Origin of the sequence: Nocardia vinacea NBRC 16497, from assembly GCF_000308835.1 — a bacterium.
GTDB lineage: Bacteria > Actinomycetota > Actinomycetes > Mycobacteriales > Mycobacteriaceae > Nocardia > Nocardia vinacea.
This window is the reverse complement of record NZ_BAGN01000182.1, coordinates 112,747-128,069: the sequence shown is the minus strand read 5'-3', so window position 1 is coordinate 128,069 and position 15,323 is coordinate 112,747. Positions and strand designations below refer to the sequence as shown.

The 15,323-nt window shown below is 58.0% G+C and carries 15 protein-coding genes; 10 read left to right on the top strand and 5 right to left on the bottom strand.

The genetic code is table 11. The features are described from left to right. Window positions 1-165: 165 nt before the first annotated feature. From ON44_RS25240 to ON44_RS50475, 5 genes are all read right to left on the bottom strand, one after another. A complete protein-coding gene (locus ON44_RS25240) occupies window positions 166-372 on the bottom strand; it encodes a hypothetical protein (protein WP_040694654.1) in 207 nt (68 codons plus the stop codon). Beyond that, on the bottom strand, window positions 369-617 hold the full coding sequence (locus ON44_RS25235) for a hypothetical protein (protein ID WP_040694406.1): 249 nt from the start codon (window positions 615-617) through the stop codon (window positions 369-371). The genes ON44_RS25240 and ON44_RS25235 overlap by 4 nt, the downstream gene beginning before the upstream one ends. Window positions 618-619: 2 nt before the next feature. Further along, window positions 620-2,089: a hypothetical protein gene (locus ON44_RS25230; RefSeq protein ID WP_157187317.1), complete on the bottom strand. Its 1,470-nt coding sequence runs from the start codon at window positions 2,087-2,089 to the stop codon at window positions 620-622. 62 nt (window positions 2,090-2,151) lie between these two features. Beyond that, on the bottom strand, window positions 2,152-3,357 hold the full coding sequence (locus ON44_RS47080; protein ID WP_051182425.1) for an OmpA family protein: 1,206 nt from the start codon (window positions 3,355-3,357) through the stop codon (window positions 2,152-2,154). 91 nt (window positions 3,358-3,448) lie between these two features. Next, entirely contained in the window at window positions 3,449-3,589 is a 141-nt protein-coding gene (locus ON44_RS50475) for a hypothetical protein (RefSeq protein WP_157187316.1), read from the bottom strand. A gap of 360 nt (window positions 3,590-3,949) precedes the next feature. On the opposite strand from ON44_RS50475, the gene ON44_RS25220 reads away from it, so the two are divergent. The 10 genes from ON44_RS25220 (at window position 3,950) to ON44_RS48590 (ending at window position 15,311) form a co-directional block, all read left to right on the top strand. After that, window positions 3,950-4,984 carry a hypothetical protein gene (locus tag ON44_RS25220; protein WP_157187315.1) on the top strand — a complete coding sequence of 345 codons (1,035 nt, stop codon included), beginning with the start codon at window positions 3,950-3,952 and terminating at the stop codon, window positions 4,982-4,984. Window positions 4,985-5,120: 136 nt separating this feature from the next. Then, window positions 5,121-5,816 (top strand): hypothetical protein, encoded by a 696-nt coding sequence (locus ON44_RS25215; protein ID WP_040694400.1) that lies wholly within the window; start codon window positions 5,121-5,123, stop codon window positions 5,814-5,816. A gap of 7 nt (window positions 5,817-5,823) precedes the next feature. Next, window positions 5,824-6,648: a hypothetical protein gene (locus ON44_RS25210; RefSeq protein ID WP_040694398.1), complete on the top strand. Its 825-nt coding sequence runs from the start codon at window positions 5,824-5,826 to the stop codon at window positions 6,646-6,648. A 2-nt stretch (window positions 6,649-6,650) separates the two neighbouring features. Continuing rightward, window positions 6,651-7,970, top strand: coding sequence for a hypothetical protein (locus tag ON44_RS50470; protein ID WP_157187314.1), 1,320 nt, complete (start codon window positions 6,651-6,653; stop codon window positions 7,968-7,970). Further along, entirely contained in the window at window positions 7,954-8,817 is an 864-nt protein-coding gene (locus tag ON44_RS25205; protein WP_040694395.1) for a hypothetical protein, read from the top strand. The genes ON44_RS50470 and ON44_RS25205 overlap by 17 nt, the downstream gene beginning before the upstream one ends. Continuing rightward, window positions 8,814-9,812: a hypothetical protein gene (locus ON44_RS25200; RefSeq protein ID WP_040694393.1), complete on the top strand. Its 999-nt coding sequence runs from the start codon at window positions 8,814-8,816 to the stop codon at window positions 9,810-9,812. Before ON44_RS25205 ends, ON44_RS25200 begins: the two co-directional genes overlap by 4 nt. Window positions 9,813-9,832: 20 nt before the next feature. After that, a complete protein-coding gene (locus tag ON44_RS25195; RefSeq protein ID WP_040694390.1) occupies window positions 9,833-11,116 on the top strand; it encodes a hypothetical protein in 1,284 nt (427 codons plus the stop codon). Between the two features lie 27 nt (window positions 11,117-11,143). Next, a complete protein-coding gene (locus ON44_RS50465) occupies window positions 11,144-12,088 on the top strand; it encodes a hypothetical protein (protein ID WP_157187313.1) in 945 nt (314 codons plus the stop codon). 914 nt (window positions 12,089-13,002) lie between these two features. Next, complete coding sequence (locus ON44_RS25185; protein WP_051182424.1) at window positions 13,003-14,181, top strand: class I tRNA ligase family protein; 1,179 nt, start codon at window positions 13,003-13,005, stop codon at window positions 14,179-14,181. Between the two features lie 332 nt (window positions 14,182-14,513). After that, on the top strand, window positions 14,514-15,311 hold the full coding sequence (locus ON44_RS48590) for a sugar-transfer associated ATP-grasp domain-containing protein (protein WP_169338097.1): 798 nt from the start codon (window positions 14,514-14,516) through the stop codon (window positions 15,309-15,311). Window positions 15,312-15,323: the final 12 nt, after the last annotated feature.

The window sequence follows — 15,323 nt, the reverse complement described above, 5'->3', positions numbered from 1 at the left end:
ACGTGCAGATGCACTGATTCGTCTGGCTATTGCTTTTGCGCAATAGCGCTGTCCCCAATATGTTTTGCTCTTGCGCAAAACTCAACGATCGTTGCAAAAAGCACTACAGCGACACGAACACCCCTGTTAGAGGTCAGGATTGGTGAATGCGGCACGCAATTTCACTCACCACCCGGCACGCAATTTCCGGTAGATGGCGACGCCGCCGATGACCACTGCGATCACCCCGGCGATGCCCAAGATGATCGCCAGCGTCGGCCAGATGGACTGGATCAAGGCGACGGCGAAGTAGATCGCGATCACGCCGAGCAAGATGCTGCCGCAGGCGTGTTTGAACTTCTCGACCAGCCCGGTTGGACCGTCCCCGCTCATCGCGGCCACCGCCGTACCCATTCGATCGCCTCACTGGCCACGATGGCGCTGAATTCCACCGCCAGCAGACTGCTGGCCGGTGCCGTATTTGCTCGTTGGCCGGCTAGGCGCTGGATATCCCGACTAACACGCAGGCTGCGACGGAGGACGAAATTGACGAGCTCGCTGCAGGTTTCGAAGTCATCGCCGGGCGGCACCTTGGGCTGCAGCTCGTTGAGCACGACGCGGTGGTTACGCAAGTTCATGCTCACCACTCCCCACCGAGGTCGTCGGCCTCATCGTCACCCTCTGTCGAGGCGATCGGTACTAGCGCCGTGTTCTTGGGAACGGACGTGGGCGTCTTGCCCGCGGTGAGCGTGCTGTCGATGGTCACCAATTCGTCCAGGCGTTCCATCAGCTCGTCGAGGATCGAGCGGTCCACACTGACGTGCGGCGCGAGCAGATTGCTGCTCGGATTCCCCTGCTGCGGAATGAAATTTGCCTGCGCGCCACATCCCTGGTGGTAGCTGCGGGCCAGCAGTCGCAGCTGGTCCGCGCCCTTGATCGGCGCGCTCATCTCGGCGAGCGTGGCGGCGTAGACCCGTTCGGCCTTCAGTTTGAGCGGCGGCAGCTGTGCAGCGAGACCGTCGCACTGGCGTTGCAACTGCACCCGCTGCTGTTCGATGGGCTCCAGTTGCACGGCAAGGTGGCCGACTTCGTCGGTCTGGAGTGAGCCGTCGCGGAACTTGGTGGCGATGACCACCACGTTCACCACAATCACGATGACGGCGAAGAACACACCCAAGATGGCCGCACCGATGATGCCGTTGCCCGCGGCCAAGCTGTCGGAAATGATCCGGTAAGCCATCACGATCCCGGCCCCGATCGCCAGCGTCGTCGCCAAGCCGACGAACATCAGCGGGATGATGCGCGCCTTCCCCTCGGGCAACTGGATGTGGCCGTCGCGATCCTTGTAGCCCTTGAGATCCCGGCCGAAGGACTTCAGGCCGATTGCCACGGCCGCCGTGCCGAGCAGTGCGAAGACGACCGATGTGATGAGCGGCACCAGGCTTTCGCCCCAGGCCGCATTGTCGCCCGCCGCAATGCCCGCAAGATCGACGTTGAACACCTGCGTGACGAAATACAGCAGTACCGGGAAATCGAGGAGTGCCGCCCAGGTCGCGAACCGGTGCAGCCACACCGGCACCCGCCGATGCTTCACACTGCCCGCATCGCGCTCCTCGGTGATCGTGGCGCTGACCGTCGCCATCCGCTTGGATGCCTCGGAGGCCGGAATGGTGTCGCCGTTCATACCGGTGACGGGCTGCTCGTCCAGGCGGTCGAGTTCGGCGCGCACGGTGCCGATTTCGCCCTTGATCGCGGCGGCCTCGTCCACCAGCTGACCGAGCTGATCAGCCCCATGCTCGCGGGCTTCCTCGGTCGCCAGCATGCCCTTGCTCATGACGAGGGCTTCCATCTGGCTAAAGGTGTCCGGATCGCGGGTGACGCCGATGCGCCGCTGTTCATCGACGAGAGCGACCACCTGTGGCAGCCACTCACGAGGAATGGGCTTGCCGGTAGTGAGCGACAAGGCGATGTCACGCTTCGGTACGGACGGCGGCGGCGATGGCGGACTGGTCGTGGATGCCGGCGGCGTGGTGATGTTTGCGGGCAGGGCCTCGCCGTGATTGACATGCCTGCTATTTCCGTTTGTGGGCACAGGGGAATGAATGGTCATAGTGGTGTCTCCAATCTGGTTGGGGGATGCAGGTTGTGGGGGAGCCATGCGATCGCCGGACATCACCGGCCACCGCGATGGAAGGTCAGTTCGACACGTCGGTTCTGCTGCGCCTTCGACTCGTCGAACGCACCTGCGGTGAAGTTCGGGATGACCGGCTCGCTGGTGCCATGGCCGACGACGTCGCCGATCTGATTACGCGGAATCCCCAGCGCAACAAGGCGATCCGCCACCGCACGGGCACGCTGGCCGGACAAGTCGCCGTCGTCGCGACCATTGCCGATATCCGCCACATGCCCGGTGACGTCGATGGACTGGATGTTGCACCCCGCGGCGGCTTGCACGATGGGTGCGAGGGCATCGTCGGCGTTCGTCGGCAGCGTGGCGCTCCCCGGCGCGAAGTGCAGCACCGAATCGCTGAAGCTGCTCCACACCGGGCAGCCGCCATCGGTCACCGAGGTCGGAATCGCCACGACTGGCACCGGCAAGCTGGCTACGGGCATCGCAGTCGCTATCGCATCATGTGCGACCGTGCAGCTGGCGGCCTGCGCTCGCTGGCACAACCGCGTCCACAGGGTTTCCACCGCCATGCGAGCGAAAGGTGGCAGCGTGGGTTGTGAGCCCGCGCTCACACCGAGGCCATGAAACGTCACGTGACGGCCCGACAGATTGGCCAGTTGCCCTTGCCGCGCCAGGCTGTCGATGACGGTGTCGGGTTTGGCATCCCAGCCGAGCTGCCGGAAGTCCAACGGATCGCTGGTCGAGAGGCCCGAGGACACCACCTCGATATCTCCAGGAAACTGGCTGGCCCGGTCCAGCAGCGCCAGCACGTTCATCCCGGGCTGCTGAGCTTGGACGTTCCCGACGGTGGTGGCCAACTGGTCGATCGCCGTGTGGATCTGGCGATCGGCGTCGGCGTCGGCGTGCTGGACCTGGCCACCGGGGCGAACCGGGGTCAGGTCTCGAGTTACGACATCACCGGTGCTGGAGTTGATGATCCGGACAGTGGCGTCGCCCGGCCGCTTCGAGGTCTTGGCCAGACTGGTGAGGCCGGCGACCAGCGAATCCGGCAGCGCCGGACGGGGTTCGGCGCTGGTAGCGGTCGTGACGATAGTGACGGCCGTGGCCTGTGCTGATGCGGGCGACGAGGCGCAGCCGCACAGGAGACCGATCAGCAGGATGGCGGAGGCCAGGATGAGGACGAAGTAACGGGCGGCCTCATGGGCGACCCGCTGGCCGAAGATCGACCGGATGTTCTTCAGGGACATAGCGTGTGCTCCTTTGGATGGAGGGTCGAGGAACAAGGAGCGGGGCCGGGTGGTTCCGGCCCCGCATCTCAAGTGGTCGAGCTTTGGAGGACTAGCGGTGGCCTCCCTTCCGGTGCCGCTTCTTCGGATCCGGGCTGAAGCGCTTGGCGAGCTTCATGTGGATCTGAAAGGCGACATCCGGGAAGACGATGAAGTAGGTGAGCATCAAAAACGCCCACACTGTCAGCACCATCAACAATGGATTCTCCTGTTCTTATGTCGGCTTTTCCTGGTGGAGAAGCTAATGAAAAGAATCCCAGGACGGCAATGAAGGAAACAGGACTCGAGGGCCGGTTCGGCGCACGGTTCTCGACCATGTTCGCCGATAAAACAACTCCGAGAACCGGTATTCAAACCGGAACTGGAACCCTTGACAGATTTCAGGACTGGCCCTTGGCGGTTGTCTTCGGGCCTCAACCCGAGCAGCGCCGATGTCGTCCAGTTGAGCGGTACGAATCGCTTGCTTAAAACTACATAACTTTACCAGAGCGGCATATTGCAAAATATGCAAAGGTATGCTAATAATGGTTATGACAAAACTTAATACAAACATATGTCGGAACGAAATAAACCAGAACTATCTGAAAAATCTTCAATCGAAACCGTCTCAACTCGGGATGTTAAATATTTCCATACGCTCGGTTCCGGAGTGTTGAGAGCCGTCGAGGCTCCGGTTGTTTTTTCAGAAGATGTCGACAACCATCTTCGTGCGCTTCGGCAAGGAATTGTCGAAAAATTTCCTTCAGACCTTGAGGGCCTGAACATGGCTCGGATAGATTCTTTCTTCGCCAGTCGTGATCTGCGAAGATCCCCTCTGATCGTGTGGTCTTATGACCGACAGGAGGAGTTGACGAAGCATATTACTGAGACTATTGGTCCGTTCGAAAGCATGGAGCGAGGCGGGGTGTACATAGCGCCCCTCGATCTTACGGTCGTGTTTCGCGGCAAAGCTCTTGAGGAGGCCAACGGTGGCCCGGAGATCACCGAAAGCTTGATTGTCCATGAACAGGCTCACGGTACCAATGCGCACCACATCACGAGAGCCGTCGTGCCCGAAAATAGCACCCTGCCAAATATCGAGGTTCCGCGCGGCGGACAGGTTACTCGGTCCTATGGTGAGGAAAAAGTAGGACTCTTCCTTGAGGAAGCATTCGCCGACTACACACGTGGGCAGTACCTGGAAGAAATCGGCATGGAAAATGGCGTGCTGAATCTGTCCGGAAGTATGACGACTACCCATGAGGGGTACGACAAGGAGCTCCCAATGTCTCTGAAGTATGCTTTCAGGCTCCCTGATGGGAGTCTGAACTCTAGTCCGTCTTCTCACGCCGCTATGGCTTTAGAGATGCTAATGGAAAAGGATCCCGACCTGTGGCCTGCCATGCTGAAAGCCCGACATGATGTCGATGGCCTGCGTGAAGTGGCGCGGCGGCTGAATGCGTTGCAGCCGGGGCTCTACAAGACGCTTCGAGATAATTTCAATAGTGAGGCGATTTTCCATAGAGGTCTTGGGTATGTGGTGGACGTACTAGAGAACATAGACCAAGCAAGTGCTGGGCAAGATAGCGCCACCAGTGTGACGGCATAATTGTGTAGATGAACATTCCCGGCATGAAAAAGAGACCCGGACAGACGAGCGGCGGCAGGCGTGGAAGCGACCACTTGGTGATGGGATGAATTCCGCTTGTGTAACGTCGAGGTAGCCAAGGTGCGATACTTGGCGCATGGGTGAGCAGGTCGTGGTCAAGAGCGATCAGGAAAAGCTGTTCGATCAGCTTGAAAGTTTGCGCAAGCGAAGTATTCCCTTGGCGTTCGGAAACCATGAGGGCAACGGCCCGATCAAGATCGACGTACTCGCTCGCATCGTTGAAACCCTGTTCCCGGGCTCCTGGGGCGAGGAGCAGCGGCGTATCGAGGCAACTAGTCAGACCTTGGCGCTGGCGATACAGCAACTCCCGCCTGAGCGGCTCCCTCGGACCGATCCGAAGTCGACAGTGACGTACCGGGACGCAGCAGCACTGATGTTCCAGGTACCACCTCTTCCGATGACTCTGAGCAAACAGATCGAGAACGAGTACGAAAGCCCGAAGCATTTCTTCGCCAAGCTTGCGCATTATGTGAGAGATCTCTCCGGAATGCCGCAGAACGAAAAACTTCTACAAAGTGTGACGCAAGATATTAAGCATGAAATTGCGAGAATCCTACTCAAGGAAGAAGGAAAAGTGAGAAAAGATCCTGAGGAGACTTCGGTGGTATCAGAGACAGGGGCCGACTCTGCGCCTTCTGCTGAAGAATCCTCACCGGAACAGCTGGATGACGCGCCGGTGTCCGGCATGGGGACGATGAACGTCACAGTCAAAGACTCGTATAACGTCAATGTTGGGCCATATGGCAGCCAGACCAACCATATTCATAAATGAGGTATAGATGAGGGGGGATCCAGCCGGTGAAGATCACCGCATAACTCAGATCAGTGGAACGAACGTCGCCGTCGGCGCACACAGTAGGCAGATCAACCATTTCTGGCGCGATAGGCGAACACGCCTTCTGATAACCGTCGGCATAGCGGTGACCTTACTGACAGGTGCTGGGGTTGTCTATGCACTTCAGCCGAACACGCCCCATGAAGACCTTCAGCTCGCGGCACTTGAAGTCGCCAAACCGAGCAAGATCGACGCGGACATCTATGATGCATCGATCTTCCAGAAGCATGATCAGGTTGATGCGACCGCCATAGATATCACGCTGAAGAATCATGGGCAAGATACTGCTCTGATCACGACCGCTCACATAGACGTTCTATATGGCCAGCAGATGGAAAACTGTCCACATCAGGGCGACTCGATCACCGCCAATGCTCAGTACAGTGTGTTTCTCCCGGCCACTGTATCGGGTCCACCTTTCCGTGTCGACCGAGACATGCGCTTCGAGGTCAAGCCGGTGTCGGCCGATCGGTTCTCAATCACGGTCGGACCCCAACACGAATCCCTCTCGACGCTTACGCCGTCAATCTACGTACTACACATATCTTTGACCCACGACAATGACAGCAAGCCGCTTGATATTGGCAACGTGGCCTTGGTCGTCAGACCTGGGGAGGGAGCTAAGACTGTGGACAAGAATTTTTGGTACGACATGCCGTGCGTAAAGCGAAATGCCGACCGGGTCAACAAGCTGTACGAGTTCAACGCTGTACGAGCGGATGAACTCGACTACATGCGTAATCAGTACGCCTCAATCCAAGGCCGGTGAAGGTGAGCAACGAACCAGACTCGGCCGATCGGCAGCCAGGCATCGAGGTGTCGGGTGCAACGAACGTCATCGTCGGCCCGCACGGTCGGCAGACCATCCACAACTGGCGCGACCCGCGCACACGGATTCTCATCGTCATCGGTGCGTTACTTGCCATTGCTGCTGTCGCCGTGTCGACCACGCTTCTATGGCCCGATGCGCCACATCAAGTGCTCGAAGCCGCAGCGGTGGAAGCCAGCGCGCCCGGTGAGATCGACGCAGACGCCTTCGATGCGGCAGACCCTACTCAGCCACACGGAAAAACATCGCTCGGTGTGACAACAGCTGACATCACATTGAAAAACAACGGTAACGCTCCAGCTCTGATCACCGCAGGCAAAGCCGAAATTCTTTACGCCGCGCAACTGGACGATTGCGCCACGGCGGGTGGGGGACCAGTACGAGTGACAGCCAACTACATGGCAAAGGTACCCACACCGATTCCGCCTCTGCCGTACAATATCACTTCGGATATTCGGTTCGAGGTAAAGGCTGGTTCGACCGATCGGATGACTTATTCGTTCGGGCCTAGCGTGCAGACAATTTCCTTCGCTAAGCCATATGTTTTGGTTGGGCATTTGGCCCTTATTCATGATGGTTCGGCTAACGTCCTTGACCTGGGCAATGTTGCAGTCGTCACTAATATTCAGGCGTTCCAGCGTCAGATAGACGAAGCGCGTGATCAAAGATGCGTTGAACAGAACTCGAAACTCTTGGACGACCTATACCGGATACAAGCCAAGCGCCCGGCAATTCTTGAGGCTCTGCACGAGCGGTACGCTGCCATCCTGACGCCAGACGCAGCACCAGCAAAAGAAACCTGCCGCGACGGTGGTGGTGATCCTTCCATACAGCGAATGTGCGCAATCTACACTAGGAACGAACTACAGGTTCAATTGAACCTGTCTGAGCGACCAGTCGCAGATCAATCCATGGTTGTGATCGAAACTGCCGCTGAGGACCCGAAGGCACGTTTTCGCATCACCGCGACGTTGCGCAGCAGCACGACAACCTCACCCGTGCCTGCGTGGGAATGCACAAGCACACCGATCACCGACGTCGGCGGAAAGTTTGACACCAGGGGATCAATTAGCAGGACTGCCGTCGCCCAGCTCAATGACAACACGAGACTGTCCATCAGACTGGCCGGAATCTACTCCTATTTTGCCTTCCATCCACTGACGTTGTCGGCACACGTCGAACACACAGGCAGCGGGTCGACGGCCACTGATCCCGATGCCGTATCGAACAACGGAGGGCTCGTCGTTGAACGAGGAAACTGACCAGCCCAAGCCGTCGACAGTTGAGGTTCAGCACTCCAACAACTTCATCGTCGGCGAACATGGCACCATCAACAATCTCTTCCGGGATCATCGAACGTTGGCGTGGATCGTGATCGGCACGGTCGTCACCGTGTTGGCGGTGGGCATCTCAACGTATGTGCTGTTCCCAGACCCTGACCATCAGACAGTTCAGGTTGCCGCGCCCGCACTCCCGGATCCACGTCCGAAAGTCGAGCTGTCCGGGCTAGCTGTCGCGGATCCAGCTTTACTCGATGCCGACCGGAAGCTGCTGGGGTATCCGCAGCAGGCGACGTCCATTGACGTCACGCCCGTGGATATCACGTTGAAGAACACCGGCAACGCACCAGCCGTCATCGTCCGCGCGGACGTTGAGTTCACGTACGTGGAAACGCTCTTCAATTGCACTGGCTCCGGCCCGGGACTCGTAACAGCCAACTACGACATCACGTTCCCGTCACCGCCGGACACGCCTGCTCGGCCCTTTTCCAAAAGCCACGGCATGCGGTTCATCATCGAAGCCGGCAAGGTTGATCGCCTCACCCTGACCCTTGGTCCAGACAAGCAGCCCGAAGTCACCTCGCTGGTGATCGGCGCGCATATCACGCTCGTTTTCGATGACGACTCACGCTTCGACGTCGGCAACGTGGCCCTGCTGACCACGTCGGGCACCGGCGCAGAACGCTTCAGCATCGGCAGCCCACCGAACTCCAGCCAGCTGCCATGCCAACAGAAGAACGCCTCCGTGCTCGACCGGCTATATCAGATCCCGGCAACGAGGTCAGCCGAGATCGAGCAGCTCCACCATGACTACCCGGCGGCAAAATGAGTAAACGAACGGACGAACCGTCGCCCGGTGGCACCGACCCCGATCCTACGAGCCCAACGCAGAAGCAACCTACTCCATCGGCCATCGAGATAGACAAGTCGCAGAATATTATCGTCGGCCACAACGGCCAGATCCATTGGCACCAAACACTACCCAAGAAGACCGTTGTGGCCGCCCTCGGCACTGTGGTGACGCTCGCTGTCGCGACCATTGCCATTGCCGTCGTGACGGCGACGGGCCGCTCGACCACCGGCACGTCCGCGGCACCGCTTGTACCGTCACCGACGCTGTCACCGATCGCCGCCATCGCAGCCTCGGACAAATGGTCGCCCCTGCACCTAGACCAGGTGACACAACTCCACCCGATTCCCGGGGACAAGCATTTCGTTCTCGCCGACAAGGACAAGAAAGACCCTGCTGCTTTTCAGAAGGCCGACGTCTCCGACCTCTACCAGAACTACCACGGGATACCAGTCGGCATCGGCATCACCACCTTCACGCTGCGCAACATCATCAACGAGCCAGTCAGCATCACCCGGATGGCTGTTCAGAAACAATGCAGCACACCCATCAACGGGACAGTCTTTCAAGGCTGGAGCCAGGGAAACACCGAACTCAATGCTCAGATTGGCGTGAATCTCGACGTTGCCGATCCGGTGGTGCAGGAGATGTTCAACGATGGCGAGGATAAGTACCGGCTTGCCGGGCCAGGGTATTTCGACAAGCAGACGGTGAAGCTCGGCCCCGGCGACACCGAGACCTTCACCATCGGCGCCTTCACCCAGCACTACAGCTGCACGTTCCAGCTGCGTGTCTACGTGACCACCAGCCGAGGCACCGTCTATACCGACGTTGCACCTGCGGGCGAGCCATTCCACGTGACGGCAGCGGCACCCGAAACAAGGAGTGGCTACCGCTACTCGGGCTACGAAGTGCTCTACTCCCAAAACGCCGACTGGACATGGTCACCAGCCGATCCTCAGGCCAACCAGTAACCGAAGGCCGGGAGGGATCAATGAAGCTGTGGAAACTGCTGTCGATCGTCGGTGCTGTCGTCCTTCTGACCGTTACCGCGGTGGCAGTGATCATCTACCGGGCGTCGGATGACGACTCCTTTGCGGCGCCGGCTGGTCCGGCGCTCGCCTATGCCTACTACACGCCCGAGGAACTGGTGGTGCTGCGCGGTGATCGGATCGTAGCCAGGCTGCCTCGGATCTTCTCTTACTCCGCCTTCGCCCAGATGAACAGAGTTGTCTGGACGAGCACCGGCGATTACGTTGCGCTGCTGTCGCTCCCAGATCCCAAGACGCCCACTAATGCCGACCTGATCGCGATCAACACGAGGACCGGCGAACAATCAAGCACCCGCTGTGAGAGCTGCAAGGATCTTGTTGCGCTGGACGGCAATCAGATCGCGGTGTTACGCAAGGGAATGCAGTCGTCGACGGCAAATACGGCTTTCGCTCCCGTCAATAAGGTTGTGCCGGAGCCGAACACGCAGCTGCTGCGCTTCGATCTCGGTACATCGCAGCCCAGCCCTGTTGGCGATCCGATGAAGTTCTACGCCCAGCAGCTGGAGCTCGGCACGCGGTCTCATTTCCTTGTCAGGGCCACCTTTTTGGTAGGAGAGACGATCAAGGGTGGTCTGACCGGCGGGGAGGTGCTGGCGTCTGCGGCGGGGGATGTCGGCTACCGCGTGGATCAGCCCAGTACCTCCGGTGATGTCGACACCGCTCCGCTCGGGCACCAGCGGGTACTGCTCGTGACCAACAAGCGAACGGGCATTGGTTCATGTGCTCAGCGCGGCACCGCATCGCTGCTGACCATGGACGGGCACACGCGCCCGGTCGAACCACCGCCCGTTAAGCCGTCCGGCTCGGCAAGCGATAGCGACTTCGGTGTCAATCTGGGCATCCCCTGGTGGGGCCTCGACGGCAACTTCCACGTTCCGGTCACAACGTGGCGCTGCGTGGCCGAGGACAAAACCCTGGCTACCGAAACCGAGCGCCAGCGGTCTCAGAAGGTGTCAGCCGACATCAACACGTGGTGGACGCTCGATCCGGCGACCATGGAGTGGCACCACGACACCGCCCCTGCCGCGACCATGATCCGGTTCACTGGCGATCACTCGTACGTGTCTCTGGACACGCCGACATGCATAGGGAAGCCCAGCATTGAGGAACGGACGGATAAGCATTACTGCGACGTAGGCACCCTGTATCTCGTCCACAACAGCACCAAGTCAAAAGTTGCAGACAATGTACTTGCGATCTTAACTGAGCCGCAGACGCGACAATAATCACCAGGACTAACGAGACTGATTCGAATGACTAATGAACGGCCAGAACCGCAACCGCCTAACGTGGACGTGCGATGGACCGATAATGTGATCGTTGGCCCCCACGGGCAACAGATAATCCATAACTGGCCAAAGCGACCCAAACAAAAGCGTCCAAAAAGGCAATGGATAGGTGGATTCGCGGCGTTCGCGGTAGTTGCTGTGCTCGTTGTTGTCGTGACGCTTGTGAAGGTCGCAGGCGGTCACGGCACCACCAGTCCGACCGGCCCTGATTTGGTGGTCGACGCAAAGCTATACGAACGCGATGGTGATGGATTTTCCATGGTGGTGCCGGGCCAGTATCAAGTACCTTCGAAATATCTGTCCATGCAGGGAGCGGCGGCGGACGACGGGTTTGCGAGGGACCTCTATGGTGCTGGTGGCATACGTGTTCCGCCGGTCAAACTCGGAGTGATTCTCACCGGACAGCGCAATCAGGAGGTTCGGGTTCTCGATATTCGCCCAGTGAATATCAAGCGGTCTGATCCCCTGCAAGGTACTATTTTCTTGCTTGGCGGGCAGGGGAATCCCGACACTCTTGAGATGATTGTCGACCTAGACGCCCCTAATCCTATTGCGCGGAAAGTTACTGATCACGGCCCGAACCAAACCTGGATATCAGGTGACCCGTATTTCGACAAAGCCAACATCACCGTCCACAATGATGACCATGAAAGTGTTGTCATGCCACTGCAGGTGACGAAGTATAATGTGCAGTTCGATATCGTAGTCGACTACATAGTGGGCACACAAAGGGAGTCGGTAACCGTAGACAACGGAAGCAAGCACTTCCAGGTGACAGCGAGGAGACAGGACTCGAATCCTGATGTACTGCCTTACCAGGGTGCGTACATGTTCCGCGGAGATTTTTCGATCTGCCCCATAGATACGCAACACCGGACCGATTCGGAAATGAAATGCTCGCGAAACTAAAAAGCGTACTCGCTGCTTCGCCGAGTTCGTCACCAGCCACGATGCGGACGGTGCGCGTGCCGACCGGGCCGGCCTCGATCTCGTCGGTCCGCTTGATCACGCCAGTGCGGTCCCCGGCAACCTGCGCGTTGTGCCCTCGGGCATCACCACGGTCACGCTGGTCGACTGGCCCGCCATCGGCTGGACTGCCAAGGCGGACAGCGTCGCGTGGCAAGGCATATCTACCAAACTTCGAGGGCATGTCATGTGACGTTCCGCAGCCCGGACATCGCGTCGGATCGCATCCCGGCTACCGGCCGTTCGCCCGCGTCCTGGTCGAATGAGGGTGGATAGGCATCTGCCAGCGGGTAGCGGACCGGACCGTAGCGCACGACATGCCGTCCGCGGGGGCCCTGTCGCCACTCTGCCGTACCCGATGGTGCGGGCTTTGCGCCGGAGAGCGCTATCCTGCCGCGACGACGCCTTCCCTCAATCGTCCCGGCTGCAGCCAGCTGCAATGACCCTGTCCATCGACATCGCCGCTCACATCGCTGACACGGCGATTAGTCCGGCCAGCGTGCTCGCGCTGTCACCCGATCGGCTTGTCGCCTTGTCACTTCTGGCTCGGCAGGGAGACGGCCAGCAATGGCGCGAACGAGCAGATCATCCGGACTGTCGCATGGTGACTACTCGCGCGCAATCCTCACGCTAGCCATCGTGCTGGGATAGGCATGGCAAGCCGCCAGGGGCAACAGGTCGATCGGAGGTTTGACGGGTACAGTCGCCGACAGACGGTAGAGGAGAAGCGTGCTGGGCACCAGGAAACCAATCAGCGTGGTTGAAACACCGGGATTCGTACTGTCAGGTGTGTAATCAGGTATATTTAGGCGAAGTGCCTAGTTTAATAATGGTCCGGATGGGATAGGGGCATCGAATTGCGAGTCTTCGACACCGCTGCTAAAGGGTTTACCGAAGTTGACCACACAAAAGATTTGCGCATATACGTATGTGGAATAACCCCCTATGATTCAGCGCACATCGGCCACGCTTTTACATTCCTGACCTACGACCTCGTGAGACGGCACGCAGAGGCGGCTGGCGCAAATGTACATCTCGTCAGAAATATCACTGATGTGGACGAGCCGATGTACGTTAAGGCGCGGGAGTTGGGTATGAACTATCTTGATCTAGCAAAGCAGCAGGCTGCGGAGTTCTCCACAATGATGCGTGCTTTGAACCTGTTAGACCCGGCTGTTGAGCCCAAGCCGAGCGATCACATCCTCGAAATCGCCGAAGCGGTAAAGAAGCTATTGAATAGAGGCGTGGCGTACGAACTCGAAGGCGATATATATTTCGATATCACGCAGAGTACGTCTTTCGGTGCCATCAGTGGTTACTCTGATAAATTGAAGAACACATTCTCGTCCAGTCGTGGCGGAGACCCCGAACGCAAGGGGAAGCGTAATCCACTTGACTTTCTCTTGTGGCGAGCCATAGTCGACGAAACGGACGTCGCCGCTTGGAGCACGGAAGTCGGCTATGGACGCCCCGGCTGGCATATTGAGTGTTCTGTCATGTCAAACCAATACCTTGGGGCAGATATCGACATTCACGGTGGCGGAACCGACCTCATCTTTCCTCATCATGAATGCGAAAATGCGCAGAGCACTGCACTCGGGCACGATCCCTTTGTCAAAACATGGATGCATGCGGCACCAATGCTCCTTGGCGGCGATAAGATGTCAAAGTCGCTCGGAAACCTTGTATTCGTCCGTGATATTCTCCAACAAACTGAGCCTGCGGCTCTGCGTATCGCACTAATGAGCTATCACTACCGCAGTGGAGGCGAGTGGCGAAATGATCTATTAGCTCAGGCAGTCGATCTGCTTGCCGGAATCCGGCAAGCGTTGAGGCAGCCATCCGGCGGAGACCCAAGGCCATTTCGAGAGCGGATCATCGCGGCCCTCAACGACGATCTAAACGCCCCCGAGGCAATTCGCGTTCTGCAAGAAATGGTACAAGCAACGATTCTTGGCAACAGTTCACCAAACGCGGCTGAGGGACTCCGTGGGGTTTTGGATCTCTTGGGTATAGACGCCGCTGCGGATGTGTAGCGTTGATGAATTTCAACACGCTAATGCGGAATCGCGAGTACAGATACCGTGTCACGATAGGGCCTAAGTTGGTAGCAACGGCTTGGTTGCGATACCAATTGATGCGAACTCGCGTTGCATACTGGCCAGCATTCCGCAAGTGTAAAACCAGAAAATCGACTGCGAACCTCCTCGTTGAGCTCGTAGCACTCACTTTAAAGTGGCGGTGCATTCCATTTCACTATATGCGATACGGACTTTACGATCGCCGTGTCCGATTCAACGAAATTTTCGGGTACCTGCCAGAGACCGTCCTCTACTATCGAATCCTCCCTGCAATAAATACAGAAACCGTGCTGCTTGACGACAAGCTCGTCTGTAAAAATATACTCACCGCCGCAGGGATACCGCAGCCAGCACTCATAGCATACGGGAACGGAAAAAAGTGGTTCGACACAAAGGGGCTGCCAATTGGCACCGAAAAGCTCAATACTTTGATTTCGCAACATCAGCAGGTTGTCATTAAACCGTCACAATACTCAAGTGGGGGTGAGGGTGTTCACATATTGAAGTTCGTCAATGGGAATGTTTGCAACCAGGACGGCTCAACTTTTTCTGCTTCTCGGTACTCCTTGCTGTATGGCTCGGCGATCATCGAAGAGTTCGTCGCCCAAAGCTCCTTTATGAACGAGCTACACAGCGCGTCGGTGAACACCATCCGCACGATTACAACGTTCAATGAACTTCACGAGCCATCTGTGCGGTACTGCATTCTGAAGCTAGGCCGCGGTGATCAGCCTGCCGACAATGCGCATGTTGGCGGTCTATATTTAGCTATGGATATCGAGACTGGCGCGCTGGCACCGCAGGCATACGACGAATCGTTTTCCGTTCATAGGGTTCATCCTGAGAACGGTGTCCGATTCGAAGGGCGCAAGCTGGATTCAATACACGAACTAGTAGGGATTGCAAAAAGATGCGCAGCCTTATTCCCTGAGGTGCCCTACATAGGCTGGGATATCGCCATTACAGAAGATGGCCCGGTAATTATAGAGGGAAACAGTAGCCCTGGCCTGACTAATATTCAGCGTACGCACGGTGGCGTGGCAGGAGAGTTGCGCAAATATTTGCCGAAGCCAAACAGCGGTTAGAACTGGAACCTT

Bases quoted from the DNA above. Each gene is read 5' to 3' on its own strand.
- ON44_RS25240 (WP_040694654.1), bottom strand. From the start codon at position 372: ATGAGCGGGGACGGTCCAACCGGGCTGGTCGAGAAGTTCAAACACGCC.
- ON44_RS25235 (WP_040694406.1), bottom strand. From the start codon at position 617: ATGAACTTGCGTAACCACCGCGTCGTGCTCAACGAGCTGCAGCCCAAG.
- ON44_RS25230 (WP_157187317.1), bottom strand. From the start codon at position 2,089: ATGACCATTCATTCCCCTGTGCCCACAAACGGAAATAGCAGGCATGTC.
- ON44_RS47080 (WP_051182425.1), bottom strand. From the start codon at position 3,357: ATGTCCCTGAAGAACATCCGGTCGATCTTCGGCCAGCGGGTCGCCCAT.
- ON44_RS50475 (WP_157187316.1), bottom strand. From the start codon at position 3,589: ATGGTGCTGACAGTGTGGGCGTTTTTGATGCTCACCTACTTCATCGTC.
- ON44_RS25220 (WP_157187315.1), top strand. From the start codon at position 3,950: ATGTCGGAACGAAATAAACCAGAACTATCTGAAAAATCTTCAATCGAA.
- ON44_RS25215 (WP_040694400.1), top strand. From the start codon at position 5,121: ATGGGTGAGCAGGTCGTGGTCAAGAGCGATCAGGAAAAGCTGTTCGAT.
- ON44_RS25210 (WP_040694398.1), top strand. From the start codon at position 5,824: ATGAGGGGGGATCCAGCCGGTGAAGATCACCGCATAACTCAGATCAGT.
- ON44_RS25200 (WP_040694393.1), top strand. From the start codon at position 8,814: ATGAGTAAACGAACGGACGAACCGTCGCCCGGTGGCACCGACCCCGAT.
- ON44_RS25195 (WP_040694390.1), top strand. From the start codon at position 9,833: ATGAAGCTGTGGAAACTGCTGTCGATCGTCGGTGCTGTCGTCCTTCTG.
- ON44_RS50465 (WP_157187313.1), top strand. From the start codon at position 11,144: ATGACTAATGAACGGCCAGAACCGCAACCGCCTAACGTGGACGTGCGA.